13 protein-coding genes and 1 pseudogene are annotated in these 14,379 nt (G+C 53.3%); 4 read left to right on the top strand and 10 right to left on the bottom strand.

The window, feature by feature from the left end; all coding sequences use genetic code 11:
* Positions 1-30 precede the first annotated feature (30 nt).
* The 7 genes from OQV00_RS26520 to OQV00_RS26490 all read right to left on the bottom strand — a co-directional run bounded on the left by OQV00_RS26520 (position 31) and on the right by OQV00_RS26490 (position 4,731).
* A complete protein-coding gene (locus OQV00_RS26520) occupies positions 31-1,386 on the bottom strand; it encodes a DUF3560 domain-containing protein (protein ID WP_266280968.1) in 1,356 nt (451 codons plus the stop codon).
* A gap of 51 nt (positions 1,387-1,437) precedes the next feature.
* Complete coding sequence (locus OQV00_RS26515; protein WP_266280966.1) at positions 1,438-1,668, bottom strand: CCDC81 family HU domain 1-containing protein; 231 nt, start codon at positions 1,666-1,668, stop codon at positions 1,438-1,440.
* A 91-nt stretch (positions 1,669-1,759) separates the two neighbouring features.
* Positions 1,760-1,987: a hypothetical protein gene (locus tag OQV00_RS26510; protein WP_266280964.1), complete on the bottom strand. Its 228-nt coding sequence runs from the start codon at positions 1,985-1,987 to the stop codon at positions 1,760-1,762.
* A 729-nt stretch (positions 1,988-2,716) separates the two neighbouring features.
* Positions 2,717-3,034 (bottom strand): hypothetical protein, encoded by a 318-nt coding sequence (locus OQV00_RS26505; protein WP_154949006.1) that lies wholly within the window; start codon positions 3,032-3,034, stop codon positions 2,717-2,719.
* A gap of 34 nt (positions 3,035-3,068) precedes the next feature.
* Positions 3,069-3,323, bottom strand: coding sequence for a DNA polymerase III subunit theta (locus OQV00_RS26500; RefSeq protein ID WP_004206775.1), 255 nt, complete (start codon positions 3,321-3,323; stop codon positions 3,069-3,071).
* Positions 3,324-3,554: 231 nt separating this feature from the next.
* On the bottom strand, positions 3,555-3,980 hold the full coding sequence (locus OQV00_RS26495; RefSeq protein ID WP_004118478.1) for an antirestriction protein: 426 nt from the start codon (positions 3,978-3,980) through the stop codon (positions 3,555-3,557).
* 520 nt (positions 3,981-4,500) lie between these two features.
* Positions 4,501-4,731, bottom strand: coding sequence for a hypothetical protein (locus OQV00_RS26490; RefSeq protein WP_004206779.1), 231 nt, complete (start codon positions 4,729-4,731; stop codon positions 4,501-4,503).
* A gap of 213 nt (positions 4,732-4,944) precedes the next feature.
* Between OQV00_RS26490 and umuD the strand changes: the two genes are divergently transcribed.
* The 3 genes from umuD to OQV00_RS26475 all read left to right on the top strand — a co-directional run bounded on the left by umuD (position 4,945) and on the right by OQV00_RS26475 (position 6,935).
* Positions 4,945-5,370, top strand: a complete 426-nt coding sequence (gene umuD / locus OQV00_RS26485) for a translesion error-prone DNA polymerase V autoproteolytic subunit (protein ID WP_003031525.1) — start codon at positions 4,945-4,947, stop codon at positions 5,368-5,370.
* Entirely contained in the window at positions 5,370-6,641 is a 1,272-nt protein-coding gene (locus OQV00_RS26480) for a Y-family DNA polymerase (protein ID WP_073558207.1), read from the top strand. Before umuD ends, OQV00_RS26480 begins: the two co-directional genes overlap by 1 nt.
* A 138-nt stretch (positions 6,642-6,779) precedes the next feature.
* On the top strand, positions 6,780-6,935 hold the full coding sequence (locus tag OQV00_RS26475) for a type II toxin-antitoxin system Phd/YefM family antitoxin (protein WP_001776126.1): 156 nt from the start codon (positions 6,780-6,782) through the stop codon (positions 6,933-6,935).
* A gap of 22 nt (positions 6,936-6,957) precedes the next feature.
* On the opposite strand, the pseudogene OQV00_RS26470 reads toward OQV00_RS26475, so the two are convergent.
* The 3 genes and pseudogenes from OQV00_RS26470 to sopA all read right to left on the bottom strand — a co-directional run bounded on the left by OQV00_RS26470 (position 6,958) and on the right by sopA (position 11,988).
* Positions 6,958-8,155 (bottom strand): annotated as a pseudogene (locus tag OQV00_RS26470) (RNA-guided endonuclease InsQ/TnpB family protein).
* 1,695 nt (positions 8,156-9,850) lie between these two features.
* Positions 9,851-10,822: a ParB/RepB/Spo0J family plasmid partition protein gene (locus OQV00_RS26465; protein ID WP_003031531.1), complete on the bottom strand. Its 972-nt coding sequence runs from the start codon at positions 10,820-10,822 to the stop codon at positions 9,851-9,853.
* Positions 10,822-11,988, bottom strand: a complete 1,167-nt coding sequence (gene sopA / locus OQV00_RS26460; RefSeq protein ID WP_000523812.1) for a plasmid-partitioning protein SopA — start codon at positions 11,986-11,988, stop codon at positions 10,822-10,824. Before sopA ends, OQV00_RS26465 begins: the two co-directional genes overlap by 1 nt.
* Positions 11,989-12,739: 751 nt before the next feature.
* Between sopA and OQV00_RS26455 the strand changes: the two genes are divergently transcribed.
* Positions 12,740-13,750, top strand: coding sequence for a RepB family plasmid replication initiator protein (locus OQV00_RS26455; RefSeq protein WP_003031532.1), 1,011 nt, complete (start codon positions 12,740-12,742; stop codon positions 13,748-13,750).
* Positions 13,751-14,379: the final 629 nt, after the last annotated feature.

Raw genomic sequence — 14,379 nt, 5'->3', positions numbered from 1 at the left:
TCCCCGGCAAGATGCCGGGGAGCCTTCCTGTCATTTTTTCGGAATTTCAACGGTTTTCATGTCTGTGATATACACATTCACGAGCGTACAGCCGTGCGTCATGCACCGGCGGAAGCGGTAAGCGCCGTGTGTTTCAGTTTCTGCAGCACCCCGCACGCCTTTATAATCAGCGGGTAATTTCGCCCACTCGGCCTTTGTCATTTCCCGGAACCCTTCCCCCGGATAGTTGACGATCGGTGGGCGCTTCGCCGCTTTCTTCGCGTCGCTGGCTTCCTCCGCTGTCGGGGCTTTGTAGTCCGTGATACGGTCGGGCGTGAGTTTCATCGTGCCGCTGTAGCCCAGAAAGCGATAACAGGGCGTTTCGACTGAACTCACCTCCCCCTGACTCCGGTTAACCCGGAGAATGGTTAACCATTCTCCCCGGCTCAGTACCTGCCCGCCTGGTTCAAATTCCTCTGTTCGGGTGACAACGCCACCGTTTTCATTGAGCATCGCGCGTTCGTAGGCCAGGCGGTTCTGGTAATGATTAACCCAGCGCTGTTGGTGGCTAATCGTGCGCTCATGACAGCGGATCGCAATATCCCGCGCCTGTTCAAAAGTAATGATCTCCTCAGTCAGGGCGGAATGGAGAGACATCGAACCCTCATACTGGCTTTTCTCTGCCGGGCGGGGGTATTTGTCGAGCGTGAAGCTGGCATAAATATGGTCATAATTACTGACCAGTAACGCCATATTCAGATCGAGCGTCTGCGCACGCCACATCGTCATATACTTTTCAGACCGGGCAATGTGCTTTTGGGACTTGCGTAATTCCGCCTCGATTTTTTTGATACGGCGGTAACGCACATCCGGACGCTCCTTGTATTTCGCGTGTTGCAGAGAGGCCTGCGCGCGCTGTTCCCAGTATTCCGCGCGCTCGAACAGCATCACCGCACGTTTCATGCTGTTCTCAATTTTCTGCGCATGCCGGCGCGCGCGGCGCTCGCTGTGGTGGCCAACAAGGATCGGCTGTCCCAGCGGGACAGCCGATGCCAGCGAATCAACATGCGCAAGCGCCTGCTCCGATTCAACCGCCCGCCGGTCACTGTAGTCACTGAACCGCCCGGCGCGCTGCTCCTGGCGATCAAACAGGGTGCTGTCCTCGTCCTCGATATCATCGGCGAGGGAAAGCAGGACATCCTCCCGCCCCGGCGTCCAGGCTGGCGCCACAAAGAGTTCCTGTTTGGGCGCCCAGCGAAAGCCTGCTTTGTTGATCAGAGAATACGTTTCCTCATCGAGCCGTAATGATGCGTAAAGTCGCAGTTTGTTGTCATCGGGTGAATAGGTTGCCCGGTAGGTCTGGCCTGCGGTGTTTTCCGTCATGATCTGTGCGGTAGTCGGTGCCATTGTGTTTTCTCCTTCCTGCAGTTGCCGCCCCTCGCGGGGCGGCTCACCTCATCAGTTAAATGCGCGTTTCAGTTCCAGCGTGCGGAGTACCTGCCCGAGGGCGGTATTTTTCATCGCGGGGATGTGGACACCGCGCCCTTTGCGGTGACTTCTGGCGATATGACGCCCGAAAGCTCTGAGAGCGGGATCAATCTCCGGTGCGGTGATATCTACGCGCAGAATGCGCGAATGACGACGGGGCTTTACAGCGCCTGCGGAAGATGAAAAAATAGAAACGATCATAGAGTTGACTCCTTATGGTAGTTAACGAAGCCGTAAAAACCGTTCGTGCGATTTTTACGGCGTGGGAGAAGCAGGGTTTACCCTGCTTTTTTCATATCTGCGGTTTGCTTCCCGCCTCTTCTTCCTCCTTCTGAATCTGATCGGTAATGTCTTCAGGTGCGCCCAGAAACCAGCCTTTGACGGGTTCACAGCGTTCAATAAACGCTTTTATCGCCCGTTTTCCGGTCGTGGCCTGCACCCGGGTAAACATCGGCAGATTTCCGCTGGCATTGCTTCCCAGAAATGCGATCCGATACGTTCGCAATGAAGGATCCTGCATTTTTCTTTTTCCTGATTTTTAAAGAACATCACCCGTTGAGTTGCCGGGGCCGCGGTTTTGACTTTGTGCGGGGACCTGCTGAACCTGCCCCCTGGTATTAACTTCACCCGTTTGAGAGCCGTTCGCCGCGAGGGCGTAAACGAGCACGGGCGACGGCAGCTGTCCAGGGCGCGGTTTACCGCGTGCCATTTACCCTGGACGGATGATGGCGACTGTGCTTGTCTCAGCCCCGGCGAATGGACTCAAACGGGTGATACGGCACCAGGGGAAAGGAGCAGGCACCCGCCGCAACGACGAAGAGCGCGGGCGCGAAACGGCGTTGCCCTGCAGAGTGCCGGCAGTCCTTCGCCGGCACGGTGAAAGCGGCGCGGCCGGAACGGTCGCAGCAAGCGCTGCCGTTGACCCTGACCTCAGACATCAGACACTAGCCGTCAGGCCCGAAACCGCCTGCGGGTTCGGCGGAGCCCGGCAGGTGCGACAGCAGCTGCCCTGGCGGAGTGTGGCTCGACGACTGGACAGCGCAGCTGGCCGGGAGCCGAAGGTGTCCAGTGTGGGTGTGCTTTTAAAGCCTTTAAGGTTTAAAAAGAGGCATCACAGCAGGGAGAAGAAGAGGAAGCAGACAGACAGCAGTGAGCAAACCGGAAAAGTAAAGATGCAGGCTGGAGAGAATATGTTTTTCATGCCGCCGGAAAGAAGCCATGATAAACCGGCGGCATACAAGACGGGGCGTCAGGAACGGAGCTTATTTTCCTTCCTGAACTGCGCAATGCTATACCAGACAGAAGCCAGGAAAGCGAAAACGGTGATCAGGACGCGTAATTCGTCACCCGGCTCTTTCCCCTGCAACATCAGCGTTATGATGATGCCGGCAACGATAATCCACGCAATGCCACTCCAGAGGCGCAGCTTATCCGCCACGACATTAAACAGAACAAAAGCAACGGCCAGGATAGCCCCCCACAGAGCCGGAACAGGCTGAAACGGAATAAAAAAAAGGTTAATACCGGTTAAAAGCGTCACGGCAGCAAACATCAGAGACATACGCACAGATTACCCTCCCTGGACACACTGAGTAAGAGAATCAATTCTGCTGATCATCGCCCGGTTTATTATATTCGGGCGCATTTGCGCGCGGCAGCTGCTGACTGTTCAGTCGATGTACGCAGAGCCGTTCACGGAAATATTCGCGCAGGTGTTCAGGCTGTTCCCGTTCAACAAGTTCCGGCATGACGGGCTTGTTCATGCGTTCCTGCCAGGCAACAGCAGCGGCCACCTTATCGACGGCAACTTTGTCCTGCTCCTCTTTTGAAAAAGAGGCAATATTCCACTGCGACATACGCAAATTCCGCAAAAGAAGAAAGGGTACGAAGATATTACGCTCTTAATTCTTAACTGGCGACCTGGTGAGGCCTGTACGCAGCGCCGCAGGCGTGGCGAACCGCCTCACCGGCAGGCGAAGCCTGCCAGGATTTTCGCGCGGCCGCACCGATCTGCGAAGCCGGGTAAGCTCCCCACAGATCGTGCCGTCTCAGACCTTAAACGGGGCGTCGGGCGCCCCGATGTAGTATCAGTCAAGAGCAGCGTAAATAGCTGCGCATTCGTCATGAGAGTCAATGAAATTCCACAGCTGCGATTCCCGCAGCATCAGGTGGCGTGTCAGGGCAGCATCACCGCGTTCATGGTGCAGCCAGATACGGCGGTTGATCGCCAGTGCCGTAATGATAACTCCGGCCGCATCCGCGCTGACGGACCGATCAAACCAGTTATCCGGGTTAGTCAGATGGAAACGGTCACCGTCAGGCATCATGTAGCCGCCGCCCTCCGGAATTCGGATGAAATGCCAGAAGCCTCCGCAGTAATCGGTGATGTGTTTCTCAGCGAGCGCATAGACCTGCATCTCTCCGGCCAGAAAATCGTTACCAAACAGATCCGGCAGGAACGAGAGACGGTCGGACTCCTCAACATTCAGCATGGTTTGACGGGCATGATACATAGCAACCTCCACAGGTTCATAAGATTGCGGCACCGGGTAGTGCCGTGCCGACACGACAGCCCGGCGGAAAGCGGAAGATGCAGGGGCGACACCGGAGGCCGCAGCGCAGAAAAAGCACGAAGCTGATCTGGACGGTTTTCGAGCGAAACCTGAGCGAGAAAACGACGGGAAGAACCGCGAGCATCATCAGTAACCTGCGACCGGGCGAGGATGGCGGCGCCAGCGAACCCTTGCATCTGCAGCGGCCGGGCTAAAGTGAAGGCACGGCACTACCCGAAGCGATGCAGGAGAAACAACATGAGGTCCCCAGTCACGGTTTTCGAGCGCAGGGAGAAAAGCGGAAGCTGGCATCGCGACGCGATAGCTGCGTATAAAGGCCGCAGACCGGAGGGAGGGGGCCGGACAAAGCGGAGCCGGCGGCAACGACAAGCCGGCGACGTCCTTATCCGGTGTTGATGGCATGGCGCCGGTTTATCAGCTGCCCGTCACCAGGCGGTCCGGGAGACCTCTCGTTCTGAGCTTACCGGCGATCTGGTTTATCACTGGCCACGGAGATACCAATATACATACCGCTTCCCCAGATAATCTGGGAGAGCACAAATATCCACTGAGGGACGTCAACAATCAACAGCGGAAGGAGAGCAACCGTCACGATTAAAATCAGGCGGCTACCGAATTGCCGGCGCACCGGTTCAGCGGCGTCAACCGGGACGCCTGCATATCGCAGAACCTGCCTTAAACCCGTATTCATAATCACTCCACTCAGAATAAATGCACTGTACTTCAGTATATTACATTTTATTAGATAACGATTCTCCGGACTGGCAGCGATCCTTCTGAAATTTCCCTGTTTTTGCAGGAACAGCAAATGGTTACAGACAACGGCAACAAGATGACTTGAAAAAAAAAGGCCTCCGCAAAATAATACTGTATATATATACAGTTTTAAGCGAGGGAAAAAACGATGAAGTTCATTCCTGCAGTATCAGAAGCCAGCATAGTAAAAATTCCTTTGTTCACAGAGCGATGCCCTGCGGGTTTTCCGTCACCGGCAGCAGACTACACTGAGTCTGAACTGGATCTGAATGAGTACTGCATTCACCGGCGCCACTCCACCTATTTTGTCAGGGCAATTGGCAACTCAATGACTGATATTGGCCTCTATTCCGGCGATCTGTTGGTCGTGGATAAAGCAGAACAGCCGCGGCACGGGGATATTGTTATCGCGGAAATTGAGGGTGAATTTACGGTAAAACGCCTGCTTCTGACGCCGCGGCCAGCCCTGCAGGCGATGAACCCGGACTTCCCTTCCCTGTACCCGGATCCGGAAACGCTGCAAATTTTCGGTGTGGTGACGGCCTTCATTCATAAAACCCGGGGGGCAGACTGATGTTCGCCCTGGCCGACGTCAACTCCTTCTACGCCAGTTGCGAGAAGGTTTTCAGGCCGGATTTGCGCGGCAAACCTGTCGTCGTTCTCAGTAACAACGATGGCTGCGTTATTGCCCGGAGTGCTGAAGCCAAACGGCTGGGTATAAAGATGGGAACCCCCTGGTTCCAGCTCAAAGAGGCGCAGTTTCCTGAAAAACTGTACGTTTTTTCCAGCAACTACGAGCTCTACGCGAGCCTGAGTAACCGTGTGGTCGCCCTGCTGGAAGAGCTGTCGCCCCGCGTCGAACAATACTCAATTGACGAATGTTTCCTGGATGCCCGGGGAATTGGCCACTGTATGGATCTGGAGGATTTTGGCAGGCAGCTGCGTGGGCATGTTCTCAGTGGAACCGGACTGACGATCGGTGTCGGCTTCGGCGCCACAAAAACACTGGCCAAATCGGCGCAGTGGGCGTCAAAGGAATGGCCACAATTCAGGGGGGTGCTGGCGCTGTCGCCCGAAAATCCACGCAGAACGGCAAAATTACTCAGCCTGCAGCCGGTGGAAGAAATCTGGGGCGTGGGGAACCGGATAGCGAAAAAGCTGCACGTTATGGGGATCACCACCGCCCTGCAGCTGTCGCTGACGAACCCCACATTTATCCGGAAAAACTTCAACGTAGTGCTGGAGCGCACGGTACGTGAGCTGAACGGCGAGAGTTGCATTTCCCTGGAGGAAGCGCCGCCGCCGAAACAGCAGATTGTCTGCAGTCGCAGCTTCGGGCAGCGGATCACCACCTACGAAGAAATGCGCCAGGCCGTCTGCCAGTATGCCGAGCGCGCGGCGGAAAAGTTGCGCGGTGAGCGACAGTACTGCCGGCATATCAGCACCTTCATCAAGACATCCCCTTTTGCGGTTAATGAGCCGTATTACGGTAACGTGGCCACGGAAAAACTGAACACCCCTACCCGTGACACCCGGGACATTATCGCGGCAGCGGTCAGGTCTCTGGACAGGATCTGGCTCGATGGCCACCGCTACGCAAAAGCGGGGATAATGCTCAATGATTTCAGTCCGAACGGCGTCGCGCAGCTGAATCTGTTCGATGACGTGCAGCCACGGCCGCACAGCGATGCGCTGATGAAGGTACTCGACGGCATTAATCATTCCGGACTCGGGAAAGTCTGGTTTGCCGGACGGGGTATTGCGCCGGACTGGCAGATGAAACGGGAGATGCTGTCACCGGCATATACCACCCGCTGGAAGGAGCTGCCGGTTGCCCGTTTCTGACCGTCGAAATGACAGACGGGACTTGCCGCCAGAGCTTACTTTACCGATCATACAGATGACTTGTCTCAGGAGGGAACCATGACAAACATCATTCTGTGTGATGTGACTGCCAGCGTCTGAGAACTTAAAAACGATCCGGTGGCCACCGCCAGTGCCGGCGGCGGCTACCCGGTCGCGATTATTGACCGCAACCGCCCTGTTTTTTATTGTGTGCCCGCGGCTCTGTATGAACAAATGCTCGATGCGCTGGACGAAAAAGACCTGGTGCAATTGTTGACATCCTCCCCGCCCTGAAGGGCGAGGATTCCTACAGCGTTCAGACCGGAGCCTGACTCGCCTCGGTGGGTTCCTGCTTCAGCGGGCGGCCTGACTGTATCATCCCTCCACAGGCAAGCACGGCATGTCCTGCCGCTAAAATGTTACGTGCTCCGTTGATATCGGCGTTCTCGGTATAGCCGCATACCTGACACACGAATTTACTTTGCGTTTGACGGTTTTCTTTCGCCGTATGACCACAGCAGGCACAACGCTGGCTTGTGTATGCCGGAGGTATCGCCAGTACCTGACCACCACGCCAGAGCTGCTTGTACTCAAGCTGTCTGCGCATTTCGTACCAGCCCTGATCCAGTATCGAAGGTTTAAGCCTGATTTGGCTCTGATGTTTCGTCCGGGCCGCTCTGCCGTACCTTTTGCCGATTTCGACATGTTACTGACCTTCAAGTCCTCAATGACGATCATCGCGTGGTTTTTGCTGATTTCACTGGTGACTTTGTGAAGGTAGTCGCGCCGGATATTGGCAATGTGTGAGTGCAGACGCTGGATTTTTTTCTTCTGTTTCTGCCAACTGGCACTGAATTTAACTTTGCGGCTTAACTGCAGTTGAAGCATAGCCAGCTTACGCTGGCTTGCTTTGAAGCTGTTGACTGGCTGGTATACGGTGCCATCAGAAAGCGTGGCAAGTTTCGTGACTCCGGCGTCCAAACCGACCATTGACGCTGCCTTATGAACCTGTTCAGGCACTTCGTATTCCGTCTGGATGCTAACGTACCATTTGCCGCATGACTGGATGACCGTGACGTTTTTAACTTCGCCGATGACTTCACGGCTATTGCGATAGCGTATCCAGCCCAACTTAGGAAGCGATATACGATTGTTGGTCTGATCGAGCTTCACGCCTTGCGGGCATCGTTTTGGCCGCGTTTCTTGAAACGAGGGAATGCTGCACGCTTCTGGAAGAAATTCTTGTAGCCGCGCTCCAGATCTTTGAGCGACTGCTGCAACGGCTGTGATGGCGTGTCTTTTAGCCACTGGGTATCAGGGTGTGATTTCCACTCAATGAGCCATGAAGCCATTTTGGTGTAGGAAACATATTTGTTCCCCGCTTCATGGTTTTCGTTTTGAAGCGCCAGCGCACGGTTAAAGACGAAGCGACAAGCCCCAGCGAAGCGCCGCATATCGCGCTCCTGCTGACCATTCGGTCTTAACTGGAATTTGAAGGCTTGAAGTCGTTTCATGAGGCTATTTTAACCGAAGTTAGTCGGAAAACCGCGCCTTATATCCCCGCCCTGAAGGTCGGGGTTTTACGGCGCACTGGATAACAGGGGCCTCCTTGCCGTCCCCCAAAAACAAACGGTATGTTTATGCGCTGTGATGATTCCCCCGGATTCTTTTCATGGTCCAGTGGTGTCTACAAAGTCAATTAATACGATAACGTGACGGACTTTCAATATGTTACCCACACGGTTATCCCCCGTTACTGTGGATAATCAATATATTGTGTCTCTGGCAGTTGCTTTTCCTACCATATGTTGTCCCTCCCCGTTCTATTTTGTGATCGGACAGTGTGAAAAACGACATCACAGTGGAGACGCTGCTGACGGGATGATGTTCATCCAGGGTCGTAAGATCGGCCGGTACTGGTTACCCGCCGGACGAAGGGCCGGCCAACGCGCAGCGTCGGTAGCTGGCTTTAAAAATGCCGGCGGAAATTTAAAGATTAAGCTGCATACTCTGCGAAATTTTGCAAATTTCACTCAACATGCTTCGTTCAGATCCCAATAGAGCTTTCACCATCGCCTGTAATAGCCGCCCTGCTGCGTGATTACTCCGCTCATCGGGTTGCTGGCGACAAGCCAATACCTGTTCGTGACAGGCATTGATTGAACCGTTATCCCTAACTAATAATGTGCCGACGATGCAGGTGGGACCGTGGTCCCAGGCAGATAACCTGACCGGCGATACAGGTGGAACCGTGGTCCCAGGCAGATAAGCTGACAGATGACGCAGGTGGGACCGTGGTCCCAGGCAGATAAGCTGACCGACGACGCAGGTGGGACCATGGTCCCAGGGAGATAACCTGACCGACGATGCAGGTGGGACCGTGGTCCCAGGGAGATAACCTGACCGGCGATACAGGTGGGACCGTGGTCCCAGGGAGATAACCTGACCGGCGATACAGGTGGGACCGTGGTCCCAGGGAGATAACCTGACCGGCGATGCAGGTGGGACCGTGGTCCCAGGCAGATAAGCTGACAGATGACGCAGGTGGGACCGTGGTCCCAGGCAGATAAGCTGACCGACGACGCAGGTGGGACCATGGTCCCAGGCAGATAAGCTGACAGATGACGCAGGTGGGACCGTGGTCCCAGGGAGATAACCTGACCGGCGATGCAGGTGGGACCGTGGTCCCAGGCAGATAAGCTGACAGATGACGCAGGTGGGACCGTGGTCCCAGGCAGATAAGCTGACCGACGACGCAGGTGGGACCATGGTCCCAGGCAGATAAGCTGACAGATGACGCAGGTGGGACCGTGGTCCCAGGGAGATAACCTGACCGGCGATACAGGTGGGACCGTGGTCCCAGGGAGATAACCTGACCGGCGATGCAGGTGGGACCGTGGTCCCAGGCAGATAAGCTGACAGATGACGCAGGTGGGACCGTGGTCCCAGGCAGATAAGCTGACCGACGACGCAGGTGGGACCATGGTCCCAGGCAGATAAGCTGACAGATGACGCAGGTGGGACCGTGGTCCCAGGGAGATAACCTGACCGGCGATACAGGTGGGACCGTGGTCCCAGGCAGATAAGCTGACCGACGATGCAGGTGGGACCGTGGTCCCAGAGAGAATATTCAGGCCAGTTATGTTTTCTGGCCTGTGAGAAAGGAAATGAAGTAAAGGGAGATCACCGTAGACTAATGCGTGTCCGCATCAGACTCCTGGTTTCTCAAGCTCCTTAAGAATGGCTTCTATTTTCTCTATACACTCCGCAGGAATGCGGGACTTATCCAGGTTAAGCACCATTTTATCGCCCTTATACAATGCTGTTGCCCCTGGAGCAAACTGATGACGTGAGTTCAGATTAACTCTTGATGCGGGAGATTGTTTCAGTACGGATGTTAAAAGACTAATGACCTCTTCAGCTTCAAAGATTAGTCCCGCTTTCTTCTGATCGTGGAGAGTCTCAGCCTGCTGCTTCAGTAATTCTTCTTTATCTGCAAAAGCCTTCTGAAGGGCTTCACCTGACCGGGCAGACAGTTCTCCAGGATGTGCAAACAGGGCAACAACGGATTTAGGCAGTTTGGCCGTATTAATACAGCGGGTAATGATCTTACGAGAAATGTTTTCCGCATCGGCAAGCGCAGAAATATTTCCTGCAAACTCATTCTGCAGCCGGCTTGTATAACGCAGGCCACGTTCATAAGCACTCGTCGGCCGATAATCGTTACCCAGTCGGGACAATGCAGCCATCTGCTCATCGTCCAGTTCACCAACCAGAACGCGATAATCACTTTCCGTCAGGATTGCGGCTTTACGGCGACGGCTGCCGTCTGCAATTTCTATGACATCAGAAACCCGGCGGCCGAAAGCTGGAGTCTGCTGACCGGTCAGTAAAAATGAAGGAATGAGATCATCCAGAGCATCTTCGGTAAGTAGTTCCTGATCGCGCTCATTGCCTGACCATACGCGTGAAGCGCTCTCAACAGAGTCTCCCCGGAGCACCTCAAGGGTAAATTTTACTTCCCGTCCACTTACCGGAAGAGAGATTGCATTACCGCGGGCCATAGCACCCACGCGCGCAATTAATGAATCCACCATCGGCGCGGCCGGCGCCGGTGATGAAGTATTTTCAGTCGATTGAGTATGTGTGGTATGTCTTGGAATGACAGGAGCACGCTTCATTATCTAATCTCCCAGCGTGGTTTAATCAGACGATCAAAAATCTCATTGCAAACAGGCTCCCAGATAGAGAGGGCATTACGCCAGGCACCGGTTGAAGAACGTTGATCAATAGCCTGTTCAAAAACGGTTCTCATACGGATCTGACCTTTGCCGACTTCATCCGTTTCGCGCACAACATTTTTAAGGACCATGCTTCCCCAGGCATCCCGAATTTGTTCTTCCATCCACGGGGACTGCGAGCCATTATTATTACTGTATTTGGTAAGCAGAATACGGACATCTGGCTCGAAGCCTTTAAGATCCACGTTCTTAAGCAGGTCACGTAGCATATCGAAAAACTGCAGTGCGGAGGTGTAGTCGAACAGCTCTGCCGGAGTAGGGACAATCAGAACATCAGCAGCGCATACAACATTTATCGTACCGATACCAAGGTTGGGTGCGCTGTCGATTACTATCACGTCATAATCATGAGCGACAGTTTCAATGGCCAGACGGAGCATCAGGTGCGGGTCAGCAGGTAATTTGCCTTCGTCAAATTTCCCCATCAGCTCGGTTTCAATGCGGTGCAGTGCCAGACAGGACGGGATGATATCAAGGCCAGGCCAGCAGGTGGGCTTTATAGCGTAGCTGGCGTCATCCTTTTCCCCAAGATAAAAGGGCAGGAGAGTGTCCTCAGCATGAATATGAAGATCGGGCACCCATCCGTGATACATAGAAGCAGTTCCCTGTGGGTCATTGCCTTCAACAAGCAGAACACGGAGTCCTTTCAGAGCAAGATCCTGAGCCAGGTGAACGGATACTGAGGTTTTGTAAACACCACCTTTGTGAGCAGCAACGCCAATCACCGGCGGAAACGCATCTTCAGCACGGCGCAGTCGTGTACCAAATACATCCCGCATGTGATTGATTTGTTCGATGGTATAACCAACGCGTTGCTCAACTCTCCCACGGGTTTCCATATCAGGGTGCGGCAGCCGGCCAGCTTTCTCGGCATCCCTGATAGCCTGAGATGACACGCCAACTAAATCTGCTGCTTCACCAATCCTCCAGCGCCGGGTTATCTTCCGGGCTTCCGGACTGTCATCATTAAACTGCGCAATAGCGATTGCTTTCGTCATTTCATGACCAGCACTTATGCACTGGTTGAGTGTATCCATGAGTCCCATACTGAACATCCTTTAATCATCACTTTGCATTGTTTTATTAAATCTTGGAATTTATTGCAAAGCAACAATAAAAACGCAAAGTGCACGAAAAAGTGCAAAGTGAACCGCATTGCGTAATGCAAAGAACGCAGGGGATTACAAAAGAGTACATACCGCAGTCAATATTAATAACTGCCGCTCGCCGCAGTAAGCGATCTCACGGAGTGAGAAAGCGGCGAGGAAGCGGAAAATCACAGAATTCACAGATTGCACGTACGTCGGGTTGCTAAAGATGGCTCGGGATCAGCCAGTTATAATGAAATTGACTGCGGTATGTAATATATTGACTATGGTATGATGCTTACCGCATCTGTGTCGAGAAAGAGGAAAGACGACTCAGCATACCGCAGTCAATGTTTTATTGTTGTACCTGTAGATCTCAATCTTCCAGAGCGTATTCAGGAAAATAAGGCCAGGGTTCTGGATATCTGGTGTGGCGCTTCCGGCCTTGTATCTGGGTTATTCATGGTCTCGATCCAATAATTGATCCCAAGGAGATCATAATGAGATCCAAAAGAGATCCCCGGATCGCTCCAGCATGCGCTGTAACTGGCTTTAACGTCTGTCTGGATCGACTGTGGAATGTAAAATGTTGACTGTTATATGCATAATCTAATACTGTGATATGCAACGGTATTTACTGAGGTATGTATATCCGTTGACTGCGATACGTATTACTATATCCTTTTGTGGATAACCGTTGAGGATCAAGATGACGAGCGAAAATAACAGCTTACTTCTGAACCTTCAGGAAGTTGATAAGACAACCGGTGAAGTTGTTAAGCTGGATGTCAACAGCACCAGTACCGTGCAGCCAGTAGCGCTCATGAGACTCGGTCTCTTCGTCCCAACTCTGAAATCAACAGGGAAGAGCAAGGCGAACCGGAAAAACGTTACAGACGCGACTGAGGAGCTTGTACAGCTCTCCATTGCCAAAAGCGAAGGGTACACTGACGTTAAGATCACCGGTTCGCGTCTTGATATGGACACGGATTTTAAAGTCTGGCTGGGGATAATTCGCTCCATGTCGGAGTATGGGGTAAGAAGTGACACCCTGGAACTGTCGTTCGTCGAATTCGTTAAGATGTGCGGATTTGACTCCCGTCGTTCAAACAAAAAAATGCGCGATCGCATCAGTAATTCCCTGTTTAAACTCGCCTCGGTTACGCTGAAGTTCCAGAGCGAGACCAAAGGATGGACCACCCATCTGGTGCAGTCAGCCTATTATGACATCAACGAGGATATCGTTGAGATCAAGGCTGAACCTAAGCTGTTTGAGCTTTACCACATGGACAGAAGGGTACTGCTGCGGCTGAAAGCCATTGACGCCCTGCAGCGCAAGGAATCAGCCCAGGCGCTTTATACCTACATCGAAAGTCTTCCCCAGAATCCTGCACCTATTTCCATGAAACGGATGCGTGACCGGCTGAATCTCACCTCAAATGTCTATACGCAGAACCACACGGTGCGTAAGGCGATGGAGCAGCTGCGGGATATTGGTTATCTGGATTACACCGAGTTTAAACGTGGCCGAGCCACCTATTTCAGCGTGCATTATCGCAACCCCAAACTCATCAGTGGTCCTGTGAAGGTTCCGCGCAAAGAGGAAGAAGAGAAGGCGCCAGAGCAAAATTATGACGAAGTCATTAAGGCGCTGAAGGCTGCTGGCATCGATCCTCTTAAACTGGCTGAAGCCCTCTCAGCGATGAAGCCAGAAAATTGACTGCGATATGCATATCATGACTGCCATATGCCGCTAAGGACATTCCATTGACTGTGATATGCATCACGCATACCGCAGTCAATATTTATTCTCTATCATGTCTGCCCGGATCGAACAATATTGACTGTCATATGTGATTTCGGGTCATGATACGCAGATATTGACTACGGAATGCGGGTTTAATGGGGGTAATCCCTGGTCTGTTCACCATTCCATGGGGGATAACATGCCACAGTCAATTTTTCAGTAACGCTCTATATCCCTTACGAAAATCTCAATCGGGTGCTGAGACGGTCATGTTACCTGACGGTATCCGTTCCCCTGTGTACTGCAGGTTTAGCCCGGCAGGATGAGACTGCAGCTGTCTGTATAACCCGGCGCCAGCTTCACACTGTTAAATGCGATCAGGAAACGGGAGCCGAATGGCAGAAAGGTGTTGGCTAGAGATGGTGAATGACTTTCGCCGTTAACGGGATGATTTGCTGAGCTTCCAGGAAAAAACGCACCGTGGGATGCACGGGCAGAATGCCTGCATTTTGCCCTGTCTTGACTGCGGTATGTTGATGCCAGCAGGATTGCAGCTCACCGGGTAAGACCTCGGCGTTTCAGCCATCAGCATGATGGCCTGG

It is taken from the genome of Klebsiella sp. DY2415 (assembly GCF_026314315.1).
Taxonomy (GTDB): domain Bacteria; phylum Pseudomonadota; class Gammaproteobacteria; order Enterobacterales; family Enterobacteriaceae; genus Klebsiella; species Klebsiella ornithinolytica.
Note: the sequence above shows the minus strand (reverse complement) of the source record. Positions and strands in the feature narration are given on the sequence as shown.

Excerpts from the sequence above, each read along its gene's own strand:
- OQV00_RS26520 (WP_266280968.1), bottom strand. The coding sequence starts at position 1,386 with ATGGCACCGACTACCGCACAGATCATGACGGAAAACACCGCAGGCCAG.
- OQV00_RS26515 (WP_266280966.1), bottom strand. The coding sequence starts at position 1,668 with ATGATCGTTTCTATTTTTTCATCTTCCGCAGGCGCTGTAAAGCCCCGT.
- OQV00_RS26510 (WP_266280964.1), bottom strand. The coding sequence starts at position 1,987 with ATGCAGGATCCTTCATTGCGAACGTATCGGATCGCATTTCTGGGAAGC.
- OQV00_RS26500 (WP_004206775.1), bottom strand. The coding sequence starts at position 3,323 with ATGTCGCAGTGGAATATTGCCTCTTTTTCAAAAGAGGAGCAGGACAAA.
- OQV00_RS26495 (WP_004118478.1), bottom strand. The coding sequence starts at position 3,980 with ATGTATCATGCCCGTCAAACCATGCTGAATGTTGAGGAGTCCGACCGT.
- OQV00_RS26490 (WP_004206779.1), bottom strand. The coding sequence starts at position 4,731 with ATGAATACGGGTTTAAGGCAGGTTCTGCGATATGCAGGCGTCCCGGTT.
- umuD (WP_003031525.1), top strand. The coding sequence starts at position 4,945 with ATGAAGTTCATTCCTGCAGTATCAGAAGCCAGCATAGTAAAAATTCCT.
- OQV00_RS26480 (WP_073558207.1), top strand. The coding sequence starts at position 5,370 with ATGTTCGCCCTGGCCGACGTCAACTCCTTCTACGCCAGTTGCGAGAAG.
- OQV00_RS26465 (WP_003031531.1), bottom strand. The coding sequence starts at position 10,822 with ATGAAGCGTGCTCCTGTCATTCCAAGACATACCACACATACTCAATCG.
- sopA (WP_000523812.1), bottom strand. The coding sequence starts at position 11,988 with ATGGGACTCATGGATACACTCAACCAGTGCATAAGTGCTGGTCATGAA.
- OQV00_RS26455 (WP_003031532.1), top strand. The coding sequence starts at position 12,740 with ATGACGAGCGAAAATAACAGCTTACTTCTGAACCTTCAGGAAGTTGAT.